The organism is Mesorhizobium sp. WSM4815 (genome assembly GCF_055811575.1).
This window is the reverse complement of the sequence record NZ_JBVVQS010000095.1, coordinates 154200-179628: the sequence shown is the minus strand read 5'-3', so window position 1 is coordinate 179628 and position 25429 is coordinate 154200. Positions and strand designations below refer to the sequence as shown.

Sequence of the window (25429 nt, the reverse complement as noted above, 5' to 3'; positions counted from 1 at the left end):
GAGGGCAAGGCCATGCCGATCGAAATTCTCATGCCCGCTCTCTCGCCGACCATGGAAGAGGGCAATGTTTCCAAATGGTTGAAGAAAGAGGGCGATAAGGTTGTCGCTGGTGATGTCATCGCCGAGATCGAAACCGACAAGGCGACGATGGAAGTCGAGGCCGTCGACGAAGGCACGCTAGCCAAGATCGTGGTTCCTGCCGGCACCGAAGGTGTCAAGGTCAACACGCTGATCGCCGTGCTCGCCGTTGATGGTGAAGACATCGACAAGGCAGGCGAAGGCATCGGCGAGGAACCTGCCAAGGAAACTGCAGCGCCAGCGCCTGCTGCGGCCAAAAGCGAGGGCGCAGCACCTGTCGCCGCGGCGCCGAGAACCGAAATCGCCGCCGATCCCGACATCCCGGCCGGCACGGAGATGGTCTCGACCACGGTGCGCGAAGCGCTGCGTGACGCGATGGCCGAGGAAATGCGCCGTGACGCAGACGTCTTCGTGATGGGCGAGGAGGTCGCCGAGTACCAGGGCGCTTACAAGATCACGCAAGGGCTGCTGCAGGAATTCGGGGCGCGTCGCGTCGTCGACACGCCGATCACCGAGCACGGTTTTGCCGGCGTCGGTGTTGGCGCGGCGATGGCCGGCCTGAGGCCGATCGTCGAGTTCATGACCTTCAACTTCGCCATGCAGGCGATCGATCATGTCATCAACTCCGCCGCCAAGACGCTCTACATGTCCGGCGGCCAGATGGGCGCGCCCATCGTCTTCCGCGGGCCAAACGGCGCGGCCGCCCGTGTCGCCGCCCAGCACTCACAGTGCTATGCCGCCTGGTACAGCCACATTCCCGGCCTCAAAGTGGTGATGCCCTACACCGCCGCCGACGCCAAGGGATTGCTGAAGGCCGCAATCCGCGACCCGAACCCGGTCATCTTCCTCGAGAACGAAATCCTCTACGGCCAGTCCTTCGATGTGCCGAAGATCGACGATTTCGTGCTGCCGATCGGCAAGGCGCGCATCCACAAGCCGGGCAAGGATGTCACCATCGTCTCCTTCGGCATCGGCATGAGCTACACGGTGAAGGCCGAGGCCGAATTGCGCGGCATGGGCATCGATGCCGAGATCATCGACCTCAGGACCATCCGCCCGCTCGATTTCGACACCATCATCGCCTCGGTGAAGAAGACCAATCGTCTGGTGGTGGTGGAGGAAGGATTTCCGCAGAGCTCGGTCGGCGACCATATCGCCAGCCAGGTGTCGCAGCGCGCCTTCGATTTCCTCGACGCGCCGGTCATCACCATTGCCGGCAAGGACGTGCCGATGCCCTATGCGGCAAACCTCGAAAAGCTGGCGCTGCCCAATGTCGGCGAGGTCGTCGAGGCGGTCAAAGCCGTCACATATCGCTGATGAATGGGGAGGATCCGGTGGCGACTGCGAGAGAGACACGACGGATTGCTTGGGCGATTTTTTGGCGCGCGGGCCTTACAGGCATTGTCCTCGGCTTTGTCTCTGGCTTTATATTCGGATTTGTCATCAATTTTGTTGGAACGATCGCCGGCGTTGATCGGCAACTTCTTTACCAAATAAGTGCGTGGGGTGGCGGTATTCTCGGACTGGTCGCTTCTTTCCTGGCATTCAACTATTTCCTCGCTTGGTCGATCGGCAGACCGATCGGTGAAAAGACTCTTTCGCTATCTGTATAGCGCTGCTGACACGGTGAACGCATTTCGCTTGGGAGAAGAATACCTATGCCGATTAACATCACCATGCCGGCCCTGTCGCCCACGATGGAAGAGGGCAATCTTGCCAAGTGGCTGGTCAAGGAGGGCGACAAGATTTCGCCGGGCGATGTGATCGCCGAGATCGAGACCGACAAGGCGACGATGGAAGTCGAAGCTGTCGATGAGGGCACTGTGGCCAAGCTGGTGGTTCCAGCCGGCACCGAAGGCGTCAAGGTCAACGCGCTGATCGCCGTGCTCGCTGCCGAAGGTGAAGATGCGGCGGCTGCCGCGAAAAGCGGCGACGGCGCTGCGCCGGCAAAGGCCGAGGCAAAACAGGATAAGGCGCCAATCTCCCCACCCGTGGGGGAGATGTCGACGAAGTCGACAGAGGGGGGCGCTGTCCCGCCAGCGGCAAGGAACGAGGCGCCCCCCTCTGGCCTGCCGGCCATCTCCCCCACAAGGGGGGAGATCAGCCAGTCGGACGGTCGCACCTTCGCCTCGCCGCTGGCCCGTCGCATCGCCCGGGAAGCCGGTGTCGATGTCTCCGCGGTGACAGGCTCCGGCCCGCATGGCCGCGTGGTCAAGGCCGATGTCGATGCAGCGATTTCCAGCGGCGGCGCCAAGGCAGCACCCGCCGCGAAAGCGGCACCTGCCGGCGCTCCGGCTCCGGCGGCCGCAGCCAAGCCAATGTCGGACGACCAGGTGCTGAAACTGTTTGCCGACGGCTCTTACGAGCTTGTCCCGCATGACAACATGCGCAAGACCATTGCGCGCCGGCTGGTCGAGGCCACGACCACCATCCCGCATTTCTATCTGACGCTCGACTGCGAGCTTGATGCGCTCCTGGCCCTGCGCACGCAGGTCAATGCGGCCGCCCCGGTGAAGAAGACCGACAAGGGTGAGGCGCCGGCCTACAAGCTGTCGGTCAACGACATGGTCATCAAAGCGATGGCAATGGCGCTGATGGCGGTGCCGGATGCCAATGCGTCATGGACCGAGAGCGCCATGGTCAAGCACAAGCATGCCGACGTCGGTGTCGCCGTGTCGATCCCCGGCGGGCTGATCACGCCGATCATCCGGCGTGCCGACGAAAAGACGCTGTCGGTCATCTCCAACGAGATGAAGGATCTTGCCAGCCGCGCGCGCAGCCGCAAGCTGAAGCCGGAAGAATACCAGGGTGGCACCACGGCGGTGTCCAATCTCGGCATGTTCGGCATCAAGGACTTTGCCGCCGTCATCAACCCGCCGCATGCAACGATCCTGGCGGTCGGCGCCGGCGAGGAGCGCGCGGTGGTCAAGAACGGTGAGATCAAGATCGCCACCATCATGTCGGTGACATTGTCGACCGATCACCGCGCTGTCGACGGCGCGCTCGGCGCCGAACTGCTCGTCGCCTTCAAGCGCATGATCGAAAACCCGATGGGCATGCTGGTCTAGAGGGAAAAGAAGGCGGTGCGGGAACTCTTCACCGGCCTTTTTGCCTTCAGCCCTTCCAGCGTTGCAACGATCGTCGTGCATTGGCTGTTCGTGGGCTGGCGGGTGAGGCGCGCGCCGGCAGATTTCGACCGGAGTGGGGCAAACGCATGAAAACAGTCCTTTGCTACGGCGATTCGCTGACCTGGGGCTATGATGCGGCAAGTCTGGATCGCCACCCGCTCAAGGACCGCTGGCCGAGTGTGCTGCAGGCGACGTTGGAAGCCAGCGTCGAGGTCATCGCCGAAGGCTTGAACGGCCGCACAACGGCTTTCGACGACCATTTGGCCGGCGCCGACCGTAACGGCGCAAGAGTGCTGCCGACGATCTTGATGACGCATGCGCCGATCGACCTGGTCATCATCATGCTCGGCGCCAACGACATGAAGCCGTGGATTCACGGCAATCCGGTCGCCGCCAAGCAAGGCATGCAGCGCCTGATCGATATCGTGCGCGGTCACGACTACCCGTTCGATTGGCCGTCGCCGCAAATCCTGATCGTCGCGCCGCCCGCCGTCAGCCGCACGGAAAACGCCGAATTCAAAGAAATGTTCGCCGGCGGCGATGAAGCGTCGAAGCGGCTGGCGCCACAATATTCCGTCCTTGCCGACGAGGTCGGCTGCGGCTTCTTCGATGCCGGCTCGGTGGCCGAGACCACGCCACTCGACGGCGTCCATCTCGACGCAGAGAACACGCGCAAAATCGGGCAGGCATTGGCGCCAATCGTGCGCGTGATGCTGGAACTCTAGTGAATCATGGGAGAAATCCGTGGCTGAGAACTACGACGTCATCATCATCGGCTCCGGCCCCGGCGGCTATGTCACGGCGGTGCGTTCCGCCCAACTCGGGTTCAAGACAGCGATCGTCGAGCGCGAGCATCTCGGCGGCATCTGCCTTAACTGGGGTTGCATCCCGACCAAGGCGCTGCTGCGTTCGGCCGAGATCATGCACTATTCGGATCATTTAAAGGACTACGGCTTGAAGATCGACGGCAAGGTCGGCGTCGATACCGCTGCCGTGGTCGACCGCTCGCGAAAGGTCTCGCTGCGGCTGAACGGCGGCGTCGCCTTCCTGATGAAGAAGAACAAGGTCGATGTCATCTGGGGCGAAGCCAAGCTGTCCAAAACGGCTTCCGGCGACAGGCCGGGCGAGATCGTCGTGTCGAAATCGTCGAAGAAGCCGATGGAGCCACAGCCGCCGGCGCCCAAGGGCGTCAAGGGCGAGGGCACATACACTGCCAAGCACATCATCCTGGCGACCGGGGCCAGGCCGCGGGCGTTGCCCGGCATCGAGCCCGACGGCAAGCTGATCTGGACCTATTTCGAAGCGATGGTGCCGAAGGAGATGCCGAAATCGCTGCTGGTGATGGGTTCGGGCGCAATCGGCATCGAATTCGCCTCATTCTACCGCACCATGGGCGCGGAGGTGACGGTGGTCGAGCTATTGCCGGCGGTGATGCCGGTCGAGGACGCAGAGGTCTCGAAATTCGCGCAAAAGCAGTTCGAGAAGCAAGGCATGAAGATCATCCTCGATGCCAAGGTCACCAAGGTCGAAAAAGCTGCGAACTCGGTAACCGCGCATGTCGAGATGAAGGACGGCAAGGTCGAGAAGATCACCGCCGACCGGATGATCTCGGCCGTCGGCGTGCAGGGCAATATCGAGAATCTCGGCCTCGAGACGCTCGGCGTGAAGACCGATCGCGGCTGCGTCGTCGTCGACGGCTACGGCAGCACCAATGTGCCCGGCATCTATGCCATCGGCGACGTTGCCGGCCCGCCTATGCTCGCCCACAAGGCCGAGCATGAAGGCGTGGTCTGCGTGGAAAAGATCGCCAACGTCCCCGGCGTGCACGCCACTGACAAACTGAAAATTCCGGGCTGCACCTATTGCAACCCGCAGGTTGCCTCCGTCGGGTTGACTGAAGCGAAAGCCAAGGCCGAAGGCAAGGACATCCGCGTCGGCCGCTTCCAGTTCGCCGCCAACGGCAAGGCCATCGCGCTCGGCGAGGACCAGGGTTTCGTAAAAACCATCTTCGACAGGAAGACCGGGCAGTTGCTCGGCGCGCATATGGTCGGTGCCGAAGTGACCGAGCTGATCCAGGGCTTTGTCGTGGCGATGAACCTGGAGACCACCGAGGAGGAACTGATGCACACGATCTTCCCGCACCCGACGCTGTCGGAGATGATGAAGGAAAGCGTGCTCGACGCCTATGGCCGCGCGCTCAACGCGTGATAAATTGACCGCGTGAGACTCAAAAGGTGAGAGCCAAGGAACTCAACCGTAAGGTAATTCGTTTCCGGATGCATTTATCACCAGAGGAGAGGGCATATGGACGTGAATGGCGTGGGCTGGATCGCAGCCATCATCATCGGCGGGCTGGCGGGCTGGCTTGCCGAGATGTTCATGAAAAGCAACATGGGCATCTTGATGAACATCGTTCTGGGCATCGTCGGCGCGATCGTGCTGAATGCCATCCTGCAGGCGCTCAACATCGGCGCCTTCGGCACCGGCTGGATCGCCTATCTGATCACCGGTTTCGTTGGCGCCTGCCTGCTGATCTTGGCAGGGCGCATGGTGCGCCGTTAGTTGCTGAACTCTTGCCATGCGAAAACGGCTGTGGCGGCATGCGCCGCCCCGGCCTTTTTCTTTGCAGCGAAAAGTCCTAGATGGAAAGCGAACGCCGGAAGCGATCGCGAATGAACTGGATTTCTGATGGTCACCGTCCTCGACACGATCGCCAATGCGCCGCGCCTGCGGCATCCTGAAAAGGCGCACAAGCCTGACCAGGATGTGCTGCGCAAGCCCGACTGGATCCGCGTCAAGGCGCCGATGTCGAAAGGCTATGCCGAGACGCGCGACATCGTGAAGTCGCACAGGCTGGTGACGGTGTGCGAAGAGGCCGGGTGCCCCAATATCGGTGAGTGCTGGGAGAAGAAGCACGCCACCTTCATGATCATGGGCGAGATCTGCACGCGCGCCTGCGCCTTCTGCAACGTCGCCACCGGCATTCCGACCGCGCTCGATCCCGATGAACCGGCGCGCATCGCCGACGCCGTCAAGCAAATGGGTCTAACCCATGTCGTCATCACCTCAGTCGACCGCGACGATCTCGCCGATGGCGGCGCTCAGCACTTTGCCGAGGTCATCGGCGCCATCAGGGCGGCAACGCCTTCGACGACGATCGAAATCCTGACGCCCGACTTCCTGCGCAAGGAAGGCGCGCTGGAGATCGTAGTGGCGGCCAAGCCTGATGTGTTCAACCACAATCTGGAGACCGTTCCATCGAACTATCTGACAGTCCGCCCGGGCGCCCGCTATTTCCATTCGATCAGGCTGCTGCAGCGGGTCAAGGAACTCGATCCCTCGATCTTCACCAAATCCGGCATCATGGTTGGCCTTGGCGAGGAGCGGAACGAGATCCTGCAATTGATGGATGATCTGCGTTCGGCCAATGTCGACTTCATGACCATCGGTCAGTATCTGCAGCCATCGAAAAAGCACCATCCGGTGATCCGTTTCGTCACGCCGGAGGAATTCAAGTCTTTTGAGACGATCGGCAAGACCAAGGGCTTCCTGCTGGTGGCATCGAGCCCGTTGACGCGTTCGTCGCATCACGCCGGCGACGATTTCGCCAAGCTGCGCGCGGCACGGGAAGCGTTTCTCAAGAAGTCCGCCTAACACACTGGTTTCATGCCACAATTCGAAGCCCATCGCCGCGTTGCGCATACGTCGGAACAGATGTTCGCTCTGGTCGCCGATGTCGAATCCTATCCGCAATTCCTGCCGCTTTGCGAGGCGCTGACGGTTCGCTCGCGCAAGGAACGCGACGGACGTACCCTCCTCGTCGCCGACATGAGCATTGGCTACAAGGCGATCCGCGAGACTTTCACCACGCAGGTGCTGCTAAAGCCCGACGAGAAGGCCATCGACGTCAAATACATCGACGGTCCGTTCAAATATCTGAGCAATGCCTGGCGTTTCGAGCCGGCCGACGGCGGTTGCAATGTCTGCTTCTTCATCGACTACGAATTCAAGAGTCGTATTCTGGGTGCGGTGATGGGAGCGATGTTCGATCGCGCCTTCCGCATGTTCTCCGAGGCGTTCGAGAAGCGCGCCGACGTCATCTACGGCGCAGCGCCGGCAGCCTGATCGGCGGCGAGCGCGCGCAAGCCCAGTTTAAGCGCATGCCCGACCGTCTCACGGCGGATGAAATTGCGGCCCTTGTCGGCAAACAACTGCAATTCGCTGACGACCGGCCGGCCGGTCAAGGCGATACCGAACCAGACCAGGCCGACGGGCTTTTCCGTCGAGCCGCCGCCCGGACCGGCAATGCCGGTGACGGCAAGGGTCAGCCCGGCGCGCGAATGGGCCAAGGCGCCGGCTGCCATCTCGACCGCCGTTTCCCGTGAGACCGCGCCGTGCACCTTGAGCGTGGCGGCGGAAACGCCGAGCATCTCCGTCTTGGCCTCGTTGGAATAGGTGATGAAACCCCGGTCGACCACCGTCGATGAGCCGGCGATGTCGGTCAAGGCGGCGATGATCATGCCGCCGGTGCAGCTCTCGGCCGTCGCCAGCATGATGCCGCGCTGTTGGCAGGCTTGAAGCAGGGCATCTGCGAGATCGCTGTTGCTCATTCGGGGACATCACCTGGAAACACGACGCTGGCGGTCGCGATGGCGGCTATGCCTTCCTCGCGTCCGACAAAGCCGAGCTTTTCGTTGGTCGTCGCCTTGATCGAGATGCGGTCCCGGGAAATCGCCAGCATTGCCGAAAGGATTTCGGTCATTGCTTCGCGATGCGGGCCAACGCGCGGCGCCTCGCAGATCAGCGTGATGTCGGCATTGGCGATGCGCCCGCCGCGCGCGCGTACCAATCCTGCCGCATGTTCGACGAAGATCCGCGAGGCCACGCCTTTCCACTGCGGGTCCGACGGCGGGAAATGCGTGCCGATGTCGCCCGCACCGCAAGTGGCGAGCAGCGCGTCGGTCAAGGCGTGCAGGCCGACATCGGCATCCGAATGGCCGGACAGTTTCTTGTCGTGCGGGATCGAGACGCCGCACAGGACGACATGGTCGCCGGGCTCGAAGGCATGGACGTCGTAGCCATTGCCGGTGCGGATGTCCGGAAAACGCGGCCGTTCGCCGGAAAGCCGCTGATCCGCCATCGAGATATCCCTTGCCCAGGTGAGTTTGACATTGTCCGGCGAGCCCGGGACGATTTTCACCGGAATATTCGCCCATTCGGCAATCGCGGCATCGTCGGTGAAGTCCGCCTTGCCCAGATGATGGGCCTTTTCATGGGCGGCCAGGATCGGCCAGAACGGGAAGCCCTGCGGCGTCTGGGCGGCATGAAGCCCGTTCCTGGAAACCGTCTCGCCGATCATGCCGGCGGCCGATTCGCGTTTCAGCGTATCGGCGACGGGCAGGGCAGGCAGCGCTGCCTGGCGCTCGCCGATGGCGGCGATCGTGCGGTCTATCAATTCCGCGTCGACGAACGGGCGGACGGCATCATGGACCAGAACCCGGCGCGGCGCATGGCCTCTCAGCGCCAGCAATCCGAGCCGGACGGAGTCCTGCCTGGACGCGCCACCGGTCACCGTGACCACCCGATCGGCGTTGGCGCCGGCGGCGCTGCGAAAAAGTCCGCTGTCGTCGGCATGAATGGCGACGACGACAGGACCGATTCCCGGATGCGCCAAAAACACGTCCAATGTGCGCGCGATGACGGCACGGCCGCCGATCCTTTGATATTGCTTCGGCCCGTCGGCCTGACCGGCGCGCGCGCCGCGGCCGGCGGCGACGATAACGACGGCAACCTTGTCGTCCGCAGCCAAAGCCTGCTTTTCGCTTGCGTCTGTCATGCCGAGACGCTTAGCGCATCATCCCAAAAAGTGGAATCGCTTTTCGGAAGAGATCATGCGCAGATGCAAAGTGCCAATAGCCTCCCCAACACGCACCGCACTTTGGCTAGTGCCAGCATTTTCCCAAATGCGCCTTAATGCGACGTCATTGCGCGTTGCACATTGCCGCCATTCTGGCTAGTGAATGTGCAGCTATCAAAAATGCTTGGTTTTTGTGCATGCTTGACCTGACCAAATTGGCATCTCCGCTGGATGTGGGTCGTGTGAGAATCCGCAATCGCGCTTTTCTCGCGCCCATGTCGGGCATAACAGATGAGCCGTTCCGGCAGCGTGCCTATGCGCATGGCGCCGGGTTGGTGGTGTCGGAGATGGTGGCGAGCGGCGAACTTGCCAGGGGCAGAGCCGGTTGCGGCCTGCGCATCCGCCATTCCGGGCTGCCGGTGCACATGGTCCAGCTTGCCGGCCGTGAGGCGGTGCATATGGCAGAGGGCGCCCGTATAGCCGCGGGCGAGGGCGCCGACATCATCGACATCAACATGGGCTGCCCGGCCAAGAAGGTGACGGGCGGCTATGCCGGTTCGGCGCTGATGCGCGATCTCGATCACGCTTTGTCGCTGATCGAGGCCGTGGTCGGCGCCGTCGAGGTGCCGGTCACGGTCAAGATGCGGCTCGGCTGGGACGAAAGCGCGCTCAATGCGCCTGTTCTGGCGCGCCGCGCCGAGCAGGCGGGGGTTCAGATGGTGACGGTGCATGGCCGCACGCGCTGCCAGTTCTACCAGGGCAAGGCCGACTGGCGCGCCATCGCACGCATAAAGCAGGCTGTTTCGATCCCGGTCGTTGCCAATGGCGATGTCGGCTCGCCGGCGGAGGCAGCAATGATCCTCGACCAGTCGGGCGCCGACGCGGTGATGATCGGCCGCGCACACTACGGCGTGCCATGGACGGCAGGCAGCATCGCGGCAGGCGCGGCAAAAGAGGCGACGCCCGGTGTGCCGGAAAGCCCGCAAGCGCTGGCCGACTACGTCGTTGCCCACTATCAGGACATGCTGTCGCTCTACGGCATCGAAAGCGGCGTGCGCCAGGCGCGCAAGCATCTTGGCTGGTATCTCGACCGCCACGCCGCTGGCGTCGTTGATGAGCAGCGAAGGGCCATCCTTACCTGCTTCGAGCCCGTCCGCGTCATTGCCGCGTTGCGCGAGGTGTTTTCAAGCGCTGCCGAGGCGATGAACCTGCGGAGCGCAGCATGAATGCCACCGTTGCACAGAACATGGACATCGCGGACGCCGCACACATCGTGCTCAACACCATCCGCCGCCCGGTGATCATGCTCGATGCGGAAGGGTTCATCACCTTCGCCAACGCCGATGCCGAGGATTTCTTCCGCTCGAGCGCGACCATGCTCGCCCGCAACACATTATCCAAGCTCATTCCGTTCGGCAGCCCGTTGCTGACGCTTGTCGACCAGGTGCGCGAGCGCCGGGCACCCGTCAACGAATACCGGGTCGACGTGTCGTCGCCGCGCCTCGGCATCGAGAAGGTCGTCGATCTCTATGTCGCGCCGGTGTCGGAATTCCCGGGCTCCGTCGTGGTGATGTTCCAGGAACGGTCGATGGCCGACAAGATCGACCGGCAGATGACGCACCGCGGTGCCGCACGCTCGGTGACCGGCCTTGCCGCGATGCTTGCCCACGAGATCAAGAACCCGCTATCCGGCATCCGGGGCGCCGCCCAACTGCTCGAACTGTCGGCTTCCGACGAGGATCGCGCGCTGACCCGGCTGATCACCGACGAGACCGACCGCATCGTCTCGCTGGTCGATCGCATGGAGGTGTTTTCCGACGAGCGGCCCGTCGATCGCTATCCGGTCAACATCCATATCGTGCTCGACCATGTGAAGGCGATTGCCAAGAACGGTTTTGCCAAGCGGATCAAGATATTGGAGGATTATGATCCATCATTGCCTCCGGTTTTCGCCAACCGCGACCAGCTCATCCAGGTGTTCCTCAACCTGGTCAAGAATGCGGCCGAGGCCATTGGCGGCGATCCGCAAGGCGAGATCACCCTGTCGACCGCGTTCCGGCCGGGCATCCGTGTTTCCGTTCCGGGATCGCAGGGCCGCGTGTCGCTGCCGCTGGAATTTTGCGTGCGCGACAACGGTTCTGGCGTCTCCGAAGATATCCTGCCGATCCTGTTCGACCCCTTCATCACCACCAAGCCGAACGGGTCGGGGCTTGGTCTGGCGCTGGTCGCGAAAATCGTTGGCGAGCATGGCGGCATCATCGAATGCGATTCGACGCCGCGCGCAACTACCTTCCGCATCCTGATGCCAGCCTGGAAAGAAACGCCGTTCGGCACAGACGACGATGGCGAAGGAGACCGCAAATGACGGTTCGCGGCAATATTCTCGTCGCCGACGACGATGCGGCCATCCGCACCGTCCTCAATCAGGCGCTTTCGCGCGTCGGCCATGAGGTGCGCGTGACGTCCAACGCCTCGACGCTGTGGCGCTGGGTGGCGGCGGGCGAGGGCGATCTCGTCATCACCGACGTGGTTATGCCCGACGAAAACGCCTTCGACATGCTGCCGCGCATCAAGAAGGCGCGACCGGAACTGCCCGTCATCGTCATGAGCGCCCAGAACACGTTCATGACCGCGATTCGCGCCTCCGAAACCGGCGCATACGAATATCTGCCGAAACCGTTCGACCTGACCGAGCTTCTCAACATCGTCAACCGGGCGCTTTCCGAGCCCCGACGGCCGAAAATCGATGCGCGGGCGGACGAGCCGCCGGAAACCATGCCGCTGGTTGGCCGCTCGGCCGCCATGCAGGATATCTACCGCATGCTGGCGCGCATGATGCAGACCGACCTGACGGTGATGATTTCAGGCGAATCGGGCACCGGCAAGGAACTGGTCGCGCGCGCGCTGCACGAGTATGGCCGCCGCCGCGGCGGCCCCTTCGTCGCGATCAACATGGCTGCGATCCCGCGCGACCTGATCGAATCGGAACTGTTCGGGCACGAGAAGGGCGCCTTCACCGGCGCGCAGAACCGCTCCACCGGCCGTTTCGAGCAGGCCGAAGGCGGCACGCTCTTCCTTGACGAGATCGGCGACATGCCGATGGAGGCGCAGACCCGCCTGCTGCGTGTCCTGCAGCAGGGCGAATACACCACCGTCGGTGGCCGCACGCCGATCAAGACCGACGTGCGCATCGTCGCCGCCACCAACAAGGATCTGCGCACGCTGATCAATCAAGGGCTTTTCCGCGAGGATCTGTTCTATCGCCTGAATGTTGTGCCGCTAAGGCTGCCGGCGCTGCGCGAGCGGTCCGAGGACGTTCCGGATCTCGTCCGGCACTTCTTCAAGCTTGGCGCCAGCGAAGGCCTGCAGACCAAGCGCATTTCCACGGGCGGCATCGAGCTGATGAAGCGCTATCCGTGGCCGGGCAACGTGCGCGAGCTCGAAAATCTTGTCCGCAGACTTGCCGCGCTCTATTCGCAGGACGAGATTTCTGCCGAAGTCATCGAGGCGGAACTGAAGACCGGCGAGAGGCCGGTCGTTCCCGGCCGCGGCAACCTCATTCCCGACGACCTGTCCATCGGCCAGGCGGTGGAACATTTCCTGCAGCGCTATTTTGCTTCGTTCGCCGGCGACTTGCCGCCCGCCGGCCTCTATCAGCGTATCCTTTCCGAGGTCGAATATCCGCTGGTGCTTGCTTCGATGACGGCAACCCGCGGCAACCAGATCAAGGCTGCGGAGCTCCTCGGGCTCAATCGCAACACGCTGCGCAAGAAGATTCGCGAACTCGGCGTCAACGTCTACAAATCGACCAGGCAAGCTTAGAGCGCCGTTTTCTTTCAATAAATCGATCCCGAATTTCGGGCCGGTGTGACAGAGCGAAGCCTTTTCCGGGGGATCGAGCGCCGAAACAGTTCCGTCCAGGCCACACTTGTTGCATAATCGCCACAATGCGTTGCATACATCCGACGCAATCACTGGCTCTAGACGGCGACATGGCTCCACGGGCATCGAGACTGAGCGAAACGCTTTTCAGCGAACCCCGCACAAGTGACGGGCGCCGGCTGCTTGCGCTGCCGGGCGTAGTGGCAATTGCCGGTGCGCTGGTTACGGCGGCGATCTCCTTCGCCATCCTCGTCGGTGCCACGCCGATCACGCCGGACGAGAGCACAACGCTGGCGCTAATCGCCGTCAATGCGGCGTTCATCCTGTTCCTGATCGCGCTGGTTGGCCGCGAAGTACATCGTATCGTGATGGCGCGCCGGCGCGGCAAGGCGGCGTCGCGGCTGCATGTGCGGATCGTCGCGATGTTCGCGCTGGTCGCCGCGATTCCTGCCATCATGGTGGCGATCATCGCCTCGATCACGCTCGATATCGGTCTTGATCGCTGGTTCGAAATCCGCACCAAGACGATCGTCAATTCGTCGCTGTCGATAGCCGATGCCTATGTGCAGGAGAACGCTCGCAACCTCCAGGGAACGACCCTGTCGATGGCTTACGATCTCGACGCCTCCCGCACGCTCTACGGCCTCGATCGAACCGGCTTCCTCGATCTGATGAACAAGGAAGCCGTTGGACGCTCGCTGGCCCATGCCGCACTGATCAGGTCCGACGGTTCGTTCGTCATGAGCGCCAAGACCGACGCCGATTTTGCCATGCCGGAGCCGCCGGAAGGCGCCATGAGCGGTGCCGCTGACGGCAGGCCGGTGCTGATCGAGCCGAAGACGCGCAACATCATGGGCGCCATCGTCAAACTGCGCGAGATCGAAGGGCTCTATCTCTACACCATCCGGCTCGTCGATCCCGAGGTGATCAAGGCGCGGCAGATTGTCAGGTCCAACAGCGACGAATATCGCGGCCTCGAAGACAGTCGCCGCACTTCGCAGGTGGCCTTTGCACTTCCCTATCTGTCGCTGACGCTGATCATCATCCTGTCCGCCATCTGGACCGGCATCGCCGTGGCCGACCGCCTGGTGCGGCCGATCCGCCAGCTCATCGGCGCGGCCGACGAGGTCGCGACCGGCAATCTCGACGTTGCCGTGCCGGTTCGGCCCTCCGACGGCGACGTCGCCTCGCTCGGCGACACCTTCAACAAGATGCTGCTGGAACTGAAATCGCAGCGTAACGAGATTCTGTCCGCCAAGGATTTGATCGACGAGCGGCGGCGTTTTTCGGAAGCCGTGCTTGCCGGTGTCACCGCCGGCGTTATCGGTGTCGATCCGTATGGCATCGTCACCATCGTCAACCGGTCGGCCGAAACGATGCTGGCCATATCCGCCACCGCCGCACTCGGGCAAAACCTCTCCGCCGTGCTGCCGCATGTCGGCCGCGTCTTCGAGATCGGCCGCAAGTCGGGCAAGCCTGTCCATCGCGAGCAGGTGACCTTCTATCGCGCCGGCGCGGAGCGCACCTTCAACGTGCAGATCACGGTCGAGGCCGGCGACGACGGTTCGGAAGAAAAATCCTATGTCGTGACGGTGGACGACATCACCGATCTGGTCCAGGCGCAGCGTTCCTCGGCCTGGGCGGATGTGGCGCGGCGCATCGCCCACGAGATCAAGAACCCGCTGACGCCGATCCAGCTTTCGGCCGAGCGCATCAAGCGCCGCTACGGCAAGGTCATCACCGAAGACCGCGAGGTTTTCGATCAGTGCACCGATACGATCATCAGGCAAGTGGAGGACATCGGCCGCATGGTCGACGAGTTCTCCGCTTTCGCACGCATGCCCAAGCCCGAAATGAAGGCCCTCGATTTGCGCGAATCGTTGCGCGAAGCCTCGTTCCTCGTCGAGGTGAGCCGCTCCGATATCACCTTCGAGCGCGTATTCGGCAACGAACCGCTCAAAGGCACGTTCGACAGCCGCCTGATGGCGCAGGCCTTTGGCAACGTCATCAAGAACGCAGCCGAGGCGATTGACGGACTTGATCAAAAGGACCGCTCGCACGGCATAATCCGGATTCAAGCCGGGCGCCAGAATGATACGATTCGCATCGATGTCATCGACAACGGCAAGGGCTTGCCGCGCGAGAACCGCCAGCGATTGCTCGAGCCTTACATGACGACACGCGAGAAGGGCACCGGGCTCGGCCTCGCTATCGTCAAGAAGATAGTGGAGGACCATGGCGGCCGGCTCGAATTGCATGACGCGCCGGCGGATTTCCACGACGGGCGAGGCGCGATGATCAGCATCATCCTGCCACTCGCCGCCACTGTACCGTCGCGCGGCGAAGGCAGGACAGAACCCGAAAGAGAAACTGAAAAGGTCGGTAATGGCGTCTGACATTCTCATCGTCGATGACGAGGAAGACATCCGCGAGCTTGTCGCCGGTATCCTGAGCGACGAAGGTCACGAAACCCGCACGGCATTCGACGCCGACAGCGCCCTGGCGGCGATCGCCGACCGGGCGCCGAGGCTAATTTTCCTCGACATCTGGCTGCAAGGCTCACGCCTGGACGGACTGGCGCTGCTGGACGAGATCAAGACGATGCATCCGAGCCTGCCGGTGGTGATGATCTCGGGCCACGGCAACATCGAGACGGCGGTCTCGGCCATCCGCCGCGGCGCCTATGACTTCATCGAAAAACCGTTCAAGGCCGACAGGCTGATCCTCATCGCCGAACGTGCGATTGAAACCTCGAAGCTGAGACGCGAGGTTTCGGATCTCAAGCTGCGCAGCGGCGAGACCTTCGACCTGATCGGCATGTCGTCGGCGATGAGCCAGTTGCGCCAGACCATCGAGCGCGTCGCGCCGACCAACAGCCGCGTCATGATCATCGGCCCATCCGGCTCGGGTAAGGAACTCGCGGCACGCGCCATCCACACGCTGTCGGCGCGCAAGGGCGCCCCGTTTGTCACGCTGAGCGCCGCCAACATCACGCCCGAACGCATGGAGGTCGAGCTGTTCGGCACCGAATCAAACGGTGTCGAACGCAAGGTCGGCGCGCTTGAGGAAGCCCATCGCGGCATTCTCTACATCGACGAAGTGGCCGACATGCCGCGCGAAACGCAAAACAAGATCTTGCGCGTGCTGGTCGAGCAGCAGTTCGAGCGGGTAGGGGGCACCAAACGGGTCAAGGTCGATGTCCGTATCATTTCGTCGACGTCGCAGAACCTGGAGGCGATGATCGCCGACGGTCGTTTCCGCGAGGATCTCTATCACCGCCTGGCGGTGGTTCCGGTCATGGTGCCGGGATTGGCCGAGCGGCGTGAGGACATCCCCTATCTTGTCGACAATTTCATGAAGCAGATCGCCCGCCAGGCCGGAATCCGGCCGCGGCGCATCGGCGACGACGCGCTGGCGGTGCTGCAGGCGCACAACTGGCCAGGCAACGTTCGCCAGTTGCGCAACAACGTCGAGCGGCTGATGATCCTGGCGCGCGGCGACGATATCGACGCACCGATCACCGCCGATCTCTTGCCTGCCGAGATCGGCGACGTCATGCCGCGCACGCCGAACCAATCCGATCAGCACATCATGGCGCTGCCGTTGCGTGAAGCGCGCGAACAGTTCGAGAAGGACTATCTGATCGCCCAGATCAACCGTTTTGGCGGCAACATCTCGAAGACGGCCGAGTTCATCGGCATGGAGCGCTCGGCGCTTCACCGGAAGCTGAAATCGCTGGGCGTCTGACAGCCAATCCGGTCGTGGCCTACGCAATTATCGGTTACGGCGGCGGCGGAATCGCATAAGAAACGCTGCCGCGCGTCTTTTGGGCCGCGCAACGACGCTGTAGCATTTTGTTTTTTGCGCATGCTCCTTCCCGAAAATAGAGTCCGATTTTCGGGGTCATGCGCTGACTTCTTCAGGGGTGACCCATGCCGCGCATTGCCTATGTGAACGGGCGCTATGTCGCTCACGCCGACGCTTTCGTGCATATCGAGGACCGTGGCTATCAGTTCGCCGACGGTGTCTACGAGGTCTGCGAGGTGGCGCGCGGCTTCATCGTCGACATGCCTCGCCATCTCGGACGGCTGAACCGCTCGCTGACCGAATTGTCGATCGACTGGCCGGTCACGCCGGGCGTGTTGCCGATCATCCTGCGCGAGGTGGTCCGCCGCAACCATGTCGCCGATGGCCTGGTCTATCTTCAGGTGACGCGCGGCGTCGCCAGCCGTGATTTTGCTTTCCCGGCAGGCACGAAGCCGTCGCTGGTGGTTACCGCCAGGAAAGCCGACCCCGCTGCTGCCGCCAGGAGGGCCGAAAGCGGAATCAAGGTCATCACCGTGCCGGAGAACCGTTGGGACCGGGTCGACATCAAGTCGGTCGGCCTGCTGCCAAATGTGCTCGCCAAGCAGAAGGCCAAGGAAGCCGGCGCCCAGGAAGCCTGGTTCGTCGATGCCGACGGCACCGTCAAGGAAGGTGGGTCGTCGAACGCCTGGATCATCACCAGGGACGGCGTGCTGGTGACGCGTCCGGCCGAGCACGGCATCCTGCGCGGCATCACCCGCACCACGCTGTTCGACGTGGCCGCCAAGCTCGGCCTGACGATCGAGGAGCGGGGCTTTTCGGTCGCCGAAGCCAAGGCCGCGCGCGAGGTTTTCATCAGCTCCGCGACCACAATCGCCATGCCGATCGTGGCGATCGACGGTGCTCCGGTCGCCAACGGCCATCCGGGCTCGATAACACTTTCCTTGCGGCACGCCTTTTTTGACGTTGCGGAAAAAAGTCCAGCCTGATAACCGCACAGGTGGAATGAACATCAATATATCTCGTTCTGCTTGTCGTTATTGACGGCAAGACGGTGTTTGCGCGCTTGACATGTGCCAGTTAATTTGGCGCATTGGCCTGCAAACCGAAGGGGATCGGCGAAAGACAAGAACAATGGCGGAACGATCGCAAAATCTTCAGGACCTGTTCCTGAATTCAGTTCGCAAAAGCAAAAACCCACTCACCATCTTCCTCATCAACGGCGTGAAGCTGACCGGTGTGGTCACTTCCTTCGACAATTTCTGTGTTCTGCTGCGTCGAGACGGCCACTCCCAGCTCGTCTACAAGCACGCCATTTCCACGATCATGCCGAGCCAGCCGGTTCAGATGTTCGATGGCGAGGAAAGCCAGGGCGCCTGATTGGCACGTAAGAAAGACGCGGATCGCAGCGTTCGCGAAAAACCAGCATATCAGCCGGGGGCGGAGGCCGAAGGCCCGACCCGGGCCGTGGTCATCGTGCCGGTGCTTACCCGCCAGCCGCGCGGCGACGAGGACACCAATCGCCCGCGCCTGACGCGTTCTGCCGAGGCCCGCCACGACGAGGCGGTTGGTCTTGCCCAAGCCATAAACCTCGACCCGATCCATACCGCGGTTGTGACCGTCAACGATCCCCGGCCTGCAACCCTGCTCGGCAGCGGCAAGGTCGCGGAGTTCGCCGAGATCGTCAAAGAGGGCCGTGCCGAACTGGTCATTGTCGATCATCCGCTGACGCCGGTGCAGCAGCGCAACCTGGAAAAGGAATTGAACGCCAAGGTGCTGGATCGCACCGGCCTGATCCTGGAAATTTTCGGCGAGCGCGCGCGGACCAAGGAAGGCACGCTGCAGGTCGATCTGGCGCACCTCAACTATCAGAAGGGCCGGCTGGTGCGAAGCTGGACTCACCTCGAGCGCCAGCGCGGCGGTGCCGGTTTCCTCGGTGGCCCTGGCGAAACGCAGATCGAATCGGACCGCCGTGTCCTGCAGGACAAGATCAACAAGCTGAAGCACGAGCTGGAAACAGTGCGACGCACACGTGACCTGCACCGCGCCAAGCGCAAGAAGGTGCCGTTCCCGGTTGTGGCCATTGTCGGCTATACCAACGCCGGCAAGTCGACGCTGTTCAACAGGCTGACCGGAGCTGGGGTGCTGGCCGAGGACATGCTGTTCGCCACGCTCGACCCGACACTGCGTCGGGTGCGGCTGCCGCACGGCACGCCGGTCATCCTTTCGGACACGGTCGGTTTCATTTCGGACCTGCCGACGCATCTGATCGCGGCCTTCCGGGCAACGCTCGAAGAGGTGGTCGAGGCCGATCTCGTCATCCATTTGCGCGATATTTCGGATCCCGACACGGCCGCCCAGGCCGAGGATGTCGAGCGCATCCTCGCCGATCTCGGCGTCGATGCCGGCGACAGCAGGCGCGTCATCGAAGTGTGGAACAAGATCGACCGGCTCGATGCGGGCAACCGGGAGCGGTTGCTCGCCGACGGGATCGACGGCAGCAAGGCACCGCCGATTGCCATATCGGCCGCCACCGGCGAGGGCATCGATGTGCTGAAGGCGATCATCGAGACACGAGTTTCAGGCGAACTGGAAACGCAGACCGTCACGCTCAAGCCTGACCAGCTTGGGTTCGTCGACTGGCTCTACCGCAATGGCGACGTGGTCTCGCGCACCGATAATGAAGATGGCGGAATAACCGTGTCGCTCAAAGCGACGCGAAGCGCACACGAAGAGATAGAAACCAGATTGCACCGTAAAAACAACGGGTAATTTCTGTTACTTCGCGCTTTTAGCTTGCTGCCAAAGCGCCTCCATCTCGTCGAGCGTCGCCTTTTCCAGGGTGTTTCCGGACCTTTCCAGCGCGTGCTCGACATAGTGGAACCGCGACCGGAATTTCTCGTTGGTGCCGCTGAGCGCCGCTTCGGAATCAACCTTGAGATGACGCCCGAGATTGACGACGGCAAACAGCATGTCGCCGAACTCGTCCTTGATCGAAGCCGTATCGCCCTTGGCAAGGGCCTGGCGCAACTCGCCGATCTCTTCCTCGATCTTGTCGAGGATCGGCGTGGCCTCGCTCCAGTCGAAGCCGACGCGGGCCGCTTTTTCCTGCAGCTTGAGCGCCCGCGTCAAAGCGGGCAGGGCGACCGGTACGCTGTCCAGAAAACCCTTGCCATGATCCTCCGGATCGTGCCCGCGGGCGAGGCGGGCATTTCGCTTTTCGGCTTTTTCCTCGGCCTTGATCTTCTCCCACATGCCCTTGGCCATGCCGGCGCTGCGCGCCTCAACGTCGCCGAAGACATGCGGATGGCGGCGGATCATTTTTGTGGTGATGGCCTGGACCACGTCGGCAAAGGCGAATTCACCGGCCTCCTCGGCCATCTGCGCATGGTAGACGACCTGCAGCAGCAGGTCGCCGAGCTCGTCGCGCAGATCGTCCAGGTCGCCACGCGCGATGGCGTCCGCCACCTCGTAGGCTTCCTCGATCGTGTAGGGCGCGATGCTCGAGAAATCCTGCTCGACGTCCCACGGGCAGCCGGTTTCCGGCGCCCGCAGCGCCGCCATGATCTCGATCAGCCGGGAAATGTCTTTCGAGGGTTTCATCGGTCGCATGCTAGCCTGCGTCCGACGGTGCAGCCAACGCCGTCGCACGGCGAGGGGCGATTGTCCACAGCGCCGCTCAAAATCTCAGTCGAGCACGGAGACGATCGCCTTGGCGAGCGCGTCCATGCCGTCCTCCGGCAGGCCGGCGACGTTGATGCGGCTGTCGCCGACCATATAGACGCCGTGCTCGGCGCGCAGCCGCTCGACCTGCGCTTCGGACAGGCCAAGCCGGGAAAACATGCCGCGATGGCTGGCGACGAAATCGAAGCGATCGGAATTGGACTGCCGCCGCAGCGCTTCGGCGAATTGCACCCGAAGCCGCAGCATGCGCATGCGCATCTCCTCGAGCTCCGCTTCCCAGTCGGCGCGCAGCGTGGCGTCTTCAAGCACGATGCGCACCGCGGCCGCGCCGTGGTCCGGCGGCATCGAGTACATGGCGCGCGCCGCCGACAGCATCTGGCTCATTGCGACATCCGCCTGCGCGCTGTCTTTTGCCAGGATCATCGCCGCGCCGACGCGCTCACGATACACGGCAAAGTTCTTCGAGCAGCTCGAGGCAACGACCATTTCCGGGACTTTTGCTGCCAGCAGGCGCAAGCCGGCGGCGTCAGCGTCAAGGCCCTCGCCAAACCCCTGATAGGCAATGTCGACAAAGGGCAGCAGGCCGCGCTCGACGACGAGGTCTGCTATTTCAGCCCACTGCGCGGTGTCCAGATTGGCGCCTGTCGGATTGTGGCAACAACCATGCAGCAGCACCACGTCGCCGCTCCTGGCGGTCGCCAGCGCGCTCATCATGTCGGCGAAGCGAACAGCACCTGAGGCTGCGTCGAAGTAGGGATATTCGCGTATCTGCAAGCCGGCGGCGCGCATCACCGGCATGTGGTTCGGCCAGGTCGGGTCCGACAGCCAGATCGTCGCGTCGGATCGCGTCCTCTTGAGCAGTTCCGCCACCAGCCGCAGCGCGCCCGAGCCGCCGGGCGCCTGCGCCGCACGGATGCGCGTCAGCTCGGCCGCGGGGCCAAAAACCAGCCTCGCCATCGCCGTGTTGAAGCCGGTATCGCCGGCAAGGCCAAGATAGGTCTTGGTATCCTGGCTCTGCAGCAATCGCTTTTCGGCTTCGCGCACGGCGCGCATTACCGGCGTCTTACCATCGCGATCCTTGTAGACACCAACGCCGAGGTCGACCTTGCCGGGGCGGGGATCGGAACGATAGAGGCCGATCAAGGCGAGGATCTTGTCGGCTGGGGCAGGCTGGAGGTCTTCGAACATCGGCGCGGTTTCCGTTGGCGGCGGAGTGATACGCAAATCGGCTGTGCTGCGCCAGCGGTTTTCAGTTGCGCCAGGCGGAAAACCGCCAACCGGGCGACTGGACACAGCAATGCAAAGCGTGGCCTGGAGGCGAGGCTCGCACCGTCGAAAGGCCTTGATCGCACGGCGCGTCGCGCCGTTCTATCATGCCGGTTTGAGAGCAGCAGACGGCAAGGCGGCTCCAGATTGCCGCTTCTTGCCGCCCCAACCGATCCGCGGCAACCATTCGAGGTAGTAGGCGAAGCCGAACTGCAGCGCGATGCCTGTCGAGATCAGGATCGCGTCGTAGAGGACGCCGCCTGGGCTGACGACCTTCATGACCTGCGCGATCATGGCGAGGATCGTTCCGGCGATGAAGACCGGCAGCGAATGCTTGCCGAGAACCGCGAGCGGGTGTCCGGGCCTCGTCTTCGCCAGGTTGGAAAGCGCCGGGATTGCCACGATCAGATAGGCGATCGCCAGAATGTGCATGAGGCGCGACAGCGACAGGAACGTCTTGTCGAAGCCAGTCAGCACAGTAGGCAGGCCGGAGGCCGTCTCGATGCCCCACAGCGGCAACCGCACCCAGATCAGCGCGCCGACCAGATACAGGACGGCCGCGCTCGCCATCATCCAGTTGAAGCGGATTTCGCCGCCGCGCTTGATATGCAGCATGCCGGCGATGCCGATGACGAAGAGAAACTGCCAGGAGAGCGGGTTCAGGAACCAGAAGCCGTCGCCGGGAAAATTTGAAGGCGCGATCTGGAAAACGCCGACGATGAGCCAGAGGAGAGCGGACGCAGCGAGCATCAGGCGCAGGCTGAAAGTGCCGATCCACAGGAAAACCGGCATCATCAGAAGTACGACGGCATACATGGAAAGAATGTTGTTATAGCCGATCTGATGCCCGAGCGCCGCGATGCCCAGCAGCGCTTCCGGCGTGTCCTCGATGATCATCTGGATGTTGATCAGCTTCAAAAGATCGGGCCGCGAGAAATGCAATGCAGCCGCCGAGAAGATCGCCAGCGTCGCGACAGTGGTCATGACGTGGGTGACATAGAGGACACCGGCACGCCGCCAGGCCTTCAGGGTGATGAGCAACCTATTCCCCGGCTGGAACTTCAGTCCGTAGGCGAGCCCAACGGCAATCCCCGAAATCAGCACGAATGCTTCGGCCGAATCGGAAAAGCCGAAATTCTTGTGCGTGACATACTCGAAGATCGTCCCCGGCACGTGGTTGACGAAGATCGTCAGCAGCGCTAGCGCGCGGAAGACATCGATGCGGGTATCCCGCTGGGCTGGCACATTGCCTGTCATGTCGGGGCTTGTCATGTCGGGTCGATAATTCGTTGAACAAAAGCGGGCCCAAAGCGCCGTCGGCGAAGGGAAGATTCGGCGGTGAATGTTTCCTGCCTATAACTCGCAAGTGCCCCGAAAAAGATGACACTTTCGCGATTTTTCGCGTCACAAATTAATTCAGGGATAAACATCGAAATCCCCGGTGGCGCTAAAACCACGCGGCGAATTGAGGCGGATGAGGTATCGTTCGCGGACAAGGAAGCCGTACGCGCGATGGTTGCGTTGACCATCCCGGATCGCAAAAAACGCAAAGAGCGGGATTAAAAGTCTGCCATGCTCCGTAAACAGGACGTGAGAGGGTCGATGCCACGCTTCGATATCGTAGGACAGCTTGGTTCTTTGCGCCGCTACGCGCGTTCTCTGACGCGCGACAGCGCGGAAGCAGAGGATCTTGTGCATGACGCGCTGGTGCGTGCCTATGAGCGGCGCGGCACCTTTCGATCCGGCGGAAACCTGCGTGCATGGCTGCTGTCGATCGTCCACAACGCTTTCATTGACGGCTTGCGGTCCCGCAAATCCGAAGCGGCGCGCGTCGAGCAGGCCGGATATCTTGCCGACGCCAGTATGCAGGCACCCCAGGAGCATTCCGTCCGCCTGGCTCAGGTACGCGAAGCTTTTTTCAAATTGCCCGATGAGCAGCGTTCGGCGCTGCATCTCGTCGCCATCGAGGGACTTACCTACAGCCAGGCGGCCGAGGCCAGCGGCGTACCGCTGGGAACGCTGATGTCGCGCATCGGCAGGGCGCGCGCAGCGCTTCGCGAGATAGAGGACAAATTGCCGGCACATGCGAAAAGCCACCTCAAGATCGTGGGAGGCCCGTGATGTCCATGATGAGCGAACTGCGCGACCCGGTGACGGATGCCGACCTCGACGCCTATGTCGACGACCAGCTGGACGTTGCCCGCCGCATTGAGGTCGAGGCGTTTCTGTCCGCCCGTCCGGAGGCTGCCGCCCGCGTCATGTCCGACCTCAGGACGCGCGACGAACTGCGCGTGGCGCTTGCCGGATGCAAGGGCATGGCGCGGCCGGCGACGGCTGATGCGGCACGGCGGCTGGAACGGGGACTGGCTCGAGGGCGCGCTTTGCGCACGTTGCAGCGGGCTGCGGCGGTCGCAGTCCTGGTGGCTGCGGGCTGGCTGGCCAACGGGATCGTCGGGCCGATATCGGTGACGAAAGTCGTCGCCTCGACCCAGCCGCCCGTCTATCTGGAAGAGGCGATCCGGGCACACAGGACGACGATCCTGCGCGAGGCGATGTCATCCCAGCCCGAAGCGCCGGATTACGATGCGGACGAAATCCGCGCTGCCACGGCGATCGTCATGCCGTCGCTGCCGAAGGACTGGAAAGTCCGTGACGTCCAGATCTATCCATCGCAGTTCGGCCCGAGCGTCGAGATGGCTGTCGAAACAACAGACCTGGGACTGGTCTCGCTGTTCGCGATCAGGCCCGGAACGTTCGACGTGGTCCAGCCGACCGTCGCCCCGTCGGGCGAAATTTCCTCGGCCTATTTCCAGATCGGCGAAGTTGCTTACGCAGTCGTCGCCCGAAGCGGTGTCCGCGATCTCGATCGGACCGCGGAAACGCTCGCCAACACGCTTTACTGACCTTCACAAAGGAGAACCCGCATGAACACCCCCAATCTAGGATACCGCACCGGCGTCGGAGCCCAAACCGGCGCCGTCTATGACGAAGGCCTGCGCCAGCACATGCTGCGCGTTTACAACTACATGGGCGTTGGCCTCGTCGTTACCGGCGTGATCGCCTTCGTCGTGGCTTCGACGCCAGCCCTCTACGTGCCGATCTTTTCCACTCCGTTGAAGTGGGTGGTGATGCTGGCACCGCTCGCCTTCGTGCTGCTGTTCTCGTTCCGGATGCAGACGATGTCCGCGGCCGGCGCTCAGGCGATGTTCTGGGCATTCTGTGCGGTCATGGGCCTGTCGCTGGCGTCCGTGTTCCTGGTATTCACCGGGACCAGCATCGCGCGCACCTTCTTCATCGCCGCCACCATGTTCGGCGCCACCAGCCTTTACGGCTACACGACCAAACGCGACCTGACCCAGTTCTCGTCCTTCCTGATCATGGGTCTGATCGGCGTGGTGATCGCCAGCATCGTCAACATCTTCCTCGGCTCGACCGCGCTCCAGTTCGCCATCTCGGTGATCGGCATCGCCGTGTTCATCGGTCTCACCGCCTGGGATACCCAGACGATCAAGGAGCAGTTTGCGGAAAATTTTGGTGCGGAATCGCAGCAGAAGCTCGCCGTGTTCGGGGCATTCTCGCTCTATCTGAATTTTATCAACATCTTCCAGCTGCTGTTGAACTTCACCGGCGAGCGCGAATAGCCGCGTCAAATCCATGCATGTCGCGGCAGCGTTTGGAGCTGCGACATGCATGAACAGAGAACTGAAGCGCGTCGCGAAAATCTCTCGGA

At 62.5% G+C, this 25429-nt stretch carries 24 protein-coding genes; 19 read left to right on the top strand and 5 right to left on the bottom strand.

Annotated features, from left to right (window positions below):
* The first annotated feature begins 12 nt into the window (after nt 1-12).
* The 8 genes from AC0L2B_RS18070 (at nt 13) to AC0L2B_RS18035 (ending at nt 7331) form a co-directional block, all read left to right on the top strand.
* A complete protein-coding gene (locus AC0L2B_RS18070; protein WP_473746320.1) occupies nt 13-1395 on the top strand; it encodes a pyruvate dehydrogenase complex E1 component subunit beta in 1383 nt (460 codons plus the stop codon).
* 17 nt (nt 1396-1412) lie between these two features.
* Nucleotides 1413-1691, top strand: a complete 279-nt coding sequence (locus tag AC0L2B_RS18065) for a hypothetical protein (RefSeq protein ID WP_139172514.1) — start codon at nt 1413-1415, stop codon at nt 1689-1691.
* Nucleotides 1692-1736: 45 nt separating this feature from the next.
* Complete coding sequence (locus AC0L2B_RS18060; RefSeq protein WP_473746319.1) at nt 1737-3146, top strand: pyruvate dehydrogenase complex dihydrolipoamide acetyltransferase; 1410 nt, start codon at nt 1737-1739, stop codon at nt 3144-3146.
* A gap of 146 nt (nt 3147-3292) precedes the next feature.
* The gene (locus AC0L2B_RS18055; RefSeq protein WP_473746318.1) at nt 3293-3931 is read left to right on the top strand and encodes an SGNH/GDSL hydrolase family protein; all 639 of its coding nucleotides are present in this window, start codon (nt 3293-3295) and stop codon (nt 3929-3931) included.
* Between the two features lie 19 nt (nt 3932-3950).
* Nucleotides 3951-5414 (top strand): dihydrolipoyl dehydrogenase, encoded by a 1464-nt coding sequence (gene lpdA, locus AC0L2B_RS18050; protein ID WP_473746317.1) that lies wholly within the window; start codon nt 3951-3953, stop codon nt 5412-5414.
* A 96-nt stretch (nt 5415-5510) separates the two neighbouring features.
* Complete coding sequence (locus AC0L2B_RS18045; RefSeq protein ID WP_023799232.1) at nt 5511-5768, top strand: GlsB/YeaQ/YmgE family stress response membrane protein; 258 nt, start codon at nt 5511-5513, stop codon at nt 5766-5768.
* A gap of 126 nt (nt 5769-5894) precedes the next feature.
* On the top strand, nt 5895-6860 hold the full coding sequence (gene lipA / locus AC0L2B_RS18040; protein WP_473746316.1) for a lipoyl synthase: 966 nt from the start codon (nt 5895-5897) through the stop codon (nt 6858-6860).
* 12 nt (nt 6861-6872) lie between these two features.
* A complete protein-coding gene (locus AC0L2B_RS18035; protein WP_473746315.1) occupies nt 6873-7331 on the top strand; it encodes a type II toxin-antitoxin system RatA family toxin in 459 nt (152 codons plus the stop codon).
* On the opposite strand, the gene AC0L2B_RS18030 is transcribed toward AC0L2B_RS18035, so the two are convergent.
* Nucleotides 7307-7816, bottom strand: a complete 510-nt coding sequence (locus tag AC0L2B_RS18030) for a CinA family protein (protein WP_473746314.1) — start codon at nt 7814-7816, stop codon at nt 7307-7309. The genes AC0L2B_RS18035 and AC0L2B_RS18030 overlap by 25 nt on opposite strands.
* Nucleotides 7813-9042: a bifunctional 2-C-methyl-D-erythritol 4-phosphate cytidylyltransferase/2-C-methyl-D-erythritol 2,4-cyclodiphosphate synthase gene (locus tag AC0L2B_RS18025; protein ID WP_473507647.1), complete on the bottom strand. Its 1230-nt coding sequence runs from the start codon at nt 9040-9042 to the stop codon at nt 7813-7815. The genes AC0L2B_RS18030 and AC0L2B_RS18025 overlap by 4 nt, the downstream gene beginning before the upstream one ends.
* A 218-nt stretch (nt 9043-9260) precedes the next feature.
* On the opposite strand from AC0L2B_RS18025, the gene dusB reads away from it, so the two are divergent.
* The 8 genes from dusB (at nt 9261) to hflX (ending at nt 19521) form a co-directional block, all read left to right on the top strand.
* A complete protein-coding gene (gene dusB, locus AC0L2B_RS18020; RefSeq protein ID WP_473746313.1) occupies nt 9261-10289 on the top strand; it encodes a tRNA dihydrouridine synthase DusB in 1029 nt (342 codons plus the stop codon).
* Nucleotides 10286-11428: a two-component system sensor histidine kinase NtrB gene (locus AC0L2B_RS18015; protein WP_473608554.1), complete on the top strand. Its 1143-nt coding sequence runs from the start codon at nt 10286-10288 to the stop codon at nt 11426-11428. The genes dusB and AC0L2B_RS18015 overlap by 4 nt, the downstream gene beginning before the upstream one ends.
* Nucleotides 11425-12885: a nitrogen regulation protein NR(I) gene (ntrC, locus tag AC0L2B_RS18010; RefSeq protein ID WP_473746312.1), complete on the top strand. Its 1461-nt coding sequence runs from the start codon at nt 11425-11427 to the stop codon at nt 12883-12885. Before AC0L2B_RS18015 ends, ntrC begins: the two co-directional genes overlap by 4 nt.
* A 170-nt stretch (nt 12886-13055) precedes the next feature.
* Nucleotides 13056-15341: a sensor histidine kinase NtrY-like gene (locus tag AC0L2B_RS18005; RefSeq protein WP_473746311.1), complete on the top strand. Its 2286-nt coding sequence runs from the start codon at nt 13056-13058 to the stop codon at nt 15339-15341.
* Nucleotides 15331-16692, top strand: coding sequence for a nitrogen assimilation response regulator NtrX (gene ntrX, locus AC0L2B_RS18000; RefSeq protein ID WP_027153990.1), 1362 nt, complete (start codon nt 15331-15333; stop codon nt 16690-16692). The genes AC0L2B_RS18005 and ntrX overlap by 11 nt, the downstream gene beginning before the upstream one ends.
* A gap of 185 nt (nt 16693-16877) precedes the next feature.
* On the top strand, nt 16878-17738 hold the full coding sequence (locus tag AC0L2B_RS17995; RefSeq protein WP_473746310.1) for a D-amino-acid transaminase: 861 nt from the start codon (nt 16878-16880) through the stop codon (nt 17736-17738).
* Nucleotides 17739-17883: 145 nt separating this feature from the next.
* Nucleotides 17884-18129 (top strand): RNA chaperone Hfq, encoded by a 246-nt coding sequence (gene hfq, locus AC0L2B_RS17990; RefSeq protein ID WP_006202172.1) that lies wholly within the window; start codon nt 17884-17886, stop codon nt 18127-18129.
* On the top strand, nt 18130-19521 hold the full coding sequence (gene hflX / locus AC0L2B_RS17985) for a GTPase HflX (RefSeq protein ID WP_287320026.1): 1392 nt from the start codon (nt 18130-18132) through the stop codon (nt 19519-19521).
* Nucleotides 19522-19527: 6 nt separating this feature from the next.
* Here hflX and mazG read toward each other — a convergent pair whose 3' ends face one another.
* From mazG to AC0L2B_RS17970, 3 genes are all read right to left on the bottom strand, one after another.
* A complete protein-coding gene (mazG, locus tag AC0L2B_RS17980; protein ID WP_473746309.1) occupies nt 19528-20352 on the bottom strand; it encodes a nucleoside triphosphate pyrophosphohydrolase in 825 nt (274 codons plus the stop codon).
* Between the two features lie 84 nt (nt 20353-20436).
* Nucleotides 20437-21621, bottom strand: coding sequence for an amino acid aminotransferase (locus AC0L2B_RS17975; RefSeq protein ID WP_473746308.1), 1185 nt, complete (start codon nt 21619-21621; stop codon nt 20437-20439).
* A 183-nt stretch (nt 21622-21804) separates the two neighbouring features.
* Nucleotides 21805-22971, bottom strand: coding sequence for an OpgC family protein (locus AC0L2B_RS17970; RefSeq protein ID WP_473608562.1), 1167 nt, complete (start codon nt 22969-22971; stop codon nt 21805-21807).
* A gap of 330 nt (nt 22972-23301) precedes the next feature.
* Here AC0L2B_RS17970 and AC0L2B_RS17965 point away from each other — a divergent pair, with 330 nt between their 5' ends.
* Genes AC0L2B_RS17965 through AC0L2B_RS17955 form a run of 3 tightly spaced genes read left to right on the top strand, consistent with a single transcriptional unit; the run spans nt 23302 to nt 25340 of the window.
* A complete protein-coding gene (locus tag AC0L2B_RS17965) occupies nt 23302-23820 on the top strand; it encodes a sigma-70 family RNA polymerase sigma factor (RefSeq protein ID WP_473746307.1) in 519 nt (172 codons plus the stop codon).
* An 8-nt stretch (nt 23821-23828) separates the two neighbouring features.
* Nucleotides 23829-24602 (top strand): anti-sigma factor family protein, encoded by a 774-nt coding sequence (locus tag AC0L2B_RS17960; RefSeq protein ID WP_473515356.1) that lies wholly within the window; start codon nt 23829-23831, stop codon nt 24600-24602.
* Nucleotides 24603-24623: 21 nt separating this feature from the next.
* Nucleotides 24624-25340 (top strand): Bax inhibitor-1/YccA family protein, encoded by a 717-nt coding sequence (locus tag AC0L2B_RS17955; RefSeq protein ID WP_091591079.1) that lies wholly within the window; start codon nt 24624-24626, stop codon nt 25338-25340.
* Nucleotides 25341-25429 lie beyond the last annotated feature (89 nt).

Excerpts from the sequence above, each read along its gene's own strand:
- lipA (WP_473746316.1), top strand. The coding sequence starts at position 5,895 with ATGGTCACCGTCCTCGACACGATCGCCAATGCGCCGCGCCTGCGGCAT.
- AC0L2B_RS17975 (WP_473746308.1), bottom strand. The coding sequence starts at position 21,621 with ATGTTCGAAGACCTCCAGCCTGCCCCAGCCGACAAGATCCTCGCCTTG.
- AC0L2B_RS18060 (WP_473746319.1), top strand. The coding sequence starts at position 1,737 with ATGCCGATTAACATCACCATGCCGGCCCTGTCGCCCACGATGGAAGAG.
- AC0L2B_RS17995 (WP_473746310.1), top strand. The coding sequence starts at position 16,878 with ATGCCGCGCATTGCCTATGTGAACGGGCGCTATGTCGCTCACGCCGAC.
- AC0L2B_RS18045 (WP_023799232.1), top strand. The coding sequence starts at position 5,511 with ATGGACGTGAATGGCGTGGGCTGGATCGCAGCCATCATCATCGGCGGG.
- AC0L2B_RS17965 (WP_473746307.1), top strand. The coding sequence starts at position 23,302 with ATGCCACGCTTCGATATCGTAGGACAGCTTGGTTCTTTGCGCCGCTAC.
- AC0L2B_RS17955 (WP_091591079.1), top strand. The coding sequence starts at position 24,624 with ATGAACACCCCCAATCTAGGATACCGCACCGGCGTCGGAGCCCAAACC.
- AC0L2B_RS18005 (WP_473746311.1), top strand. The coding sequence starts at position 13,056 with ATGGCTCCACGGGCATCGAGACTGAGCGAAACGCTTTTCAGCGAACCC.
- ntrC (WP_473746312.1), top strand. The coding sequence starts at position 11,425 with ATGACGGTTCGCGGCAATATTCTCGTCGCCGACGACGATGCGGCCATC.
- AC0L2B_RS18025 (WP_473507647.1), bottom strand. The coding sequence starts at position 9,042 with ATGACAGACGCAAGCGAAAAGCAGGCTTTGGCTGCGGACGACAAGGTT.
- dusB (WP_473746313.1), top strand. The coding sequence starts at position 9,261 with ATGCTTGACCTGACCAAATTGGCATCTCCGCTGGATGTGGGTCGTGTG.
- AC0L2B_RS18070 (WP_473746320.1), top strand. The coding sequence starts at position 13 with ATGCCGATCGAAATTCTCATGCCCGCTCTCTCGCCGACCATGGAAGAG.
- AC0L2B_RS17960 (WP_473515356.1), top strand. The coding sequence starts at position 23,829 with ATGAGCGAACTGCGCGACCCGGTGACGGATGCCGACCTCGACGCCTAT.
- mazG (WP_473746309.1), bottom strand. The coding sequence starts at position 20,352 with ATGAAACCCTCGAAAGACATTTCCCGGCTGATCGAGATCATGGCGGCG.
- AC0L2B_RS18030 (WP_473746314.1), bottom strand. The coding sequence starts at position 7,816 with ATGAGCAACAGCGATCTCGCAGATGCCCTGCTTCAAGCCTGCCAACAG.
- AC0L2B_RS17970 (WP_473608562.1), bottom strand. The coding sequence starts at position 22,971 with ATGACAAGCCCCGACATGACAGGCAATGTGCCAGCCCAGCGGGATACC.
- AC0L2B_RS18055 (WP_473746318.1), top strand. The coding sequence starts at position 3,293 with ATGAAAACAGTCCTTTGCTACGGCGATTCGCTGACCTGGGGCTATGAT.
- AC0L2B_RS18015 (WP_473608554.1), top strand. The coding sequence starts at position 10,286 with ATGAATGCCACCGTTGCACAGAACATGGACATCGCGGACGCCGCACAC.
- hfq (WP_006202172.1), top strand. The coding sequence starts at position 17,884 with ATGGCGGAACGATCGCAAAATCTTCAGGACCTGTTCCTGAATTCAGTT.
- ntrX (WP_027153990.1), top strand. The coding sequence starts at position 15,331 with ATGGCGTCTGACATTCTCATCGTCGATGACGAGGAAGACATCCGCGAG.
- AC0L2B_RS18035 (WP_473746315.1), top strand. The coding sequence starts at position 6,873 with ATGCCACAATTCGAAGCCCATCGCCGCGTTGCGCATACGTCGGAACAG.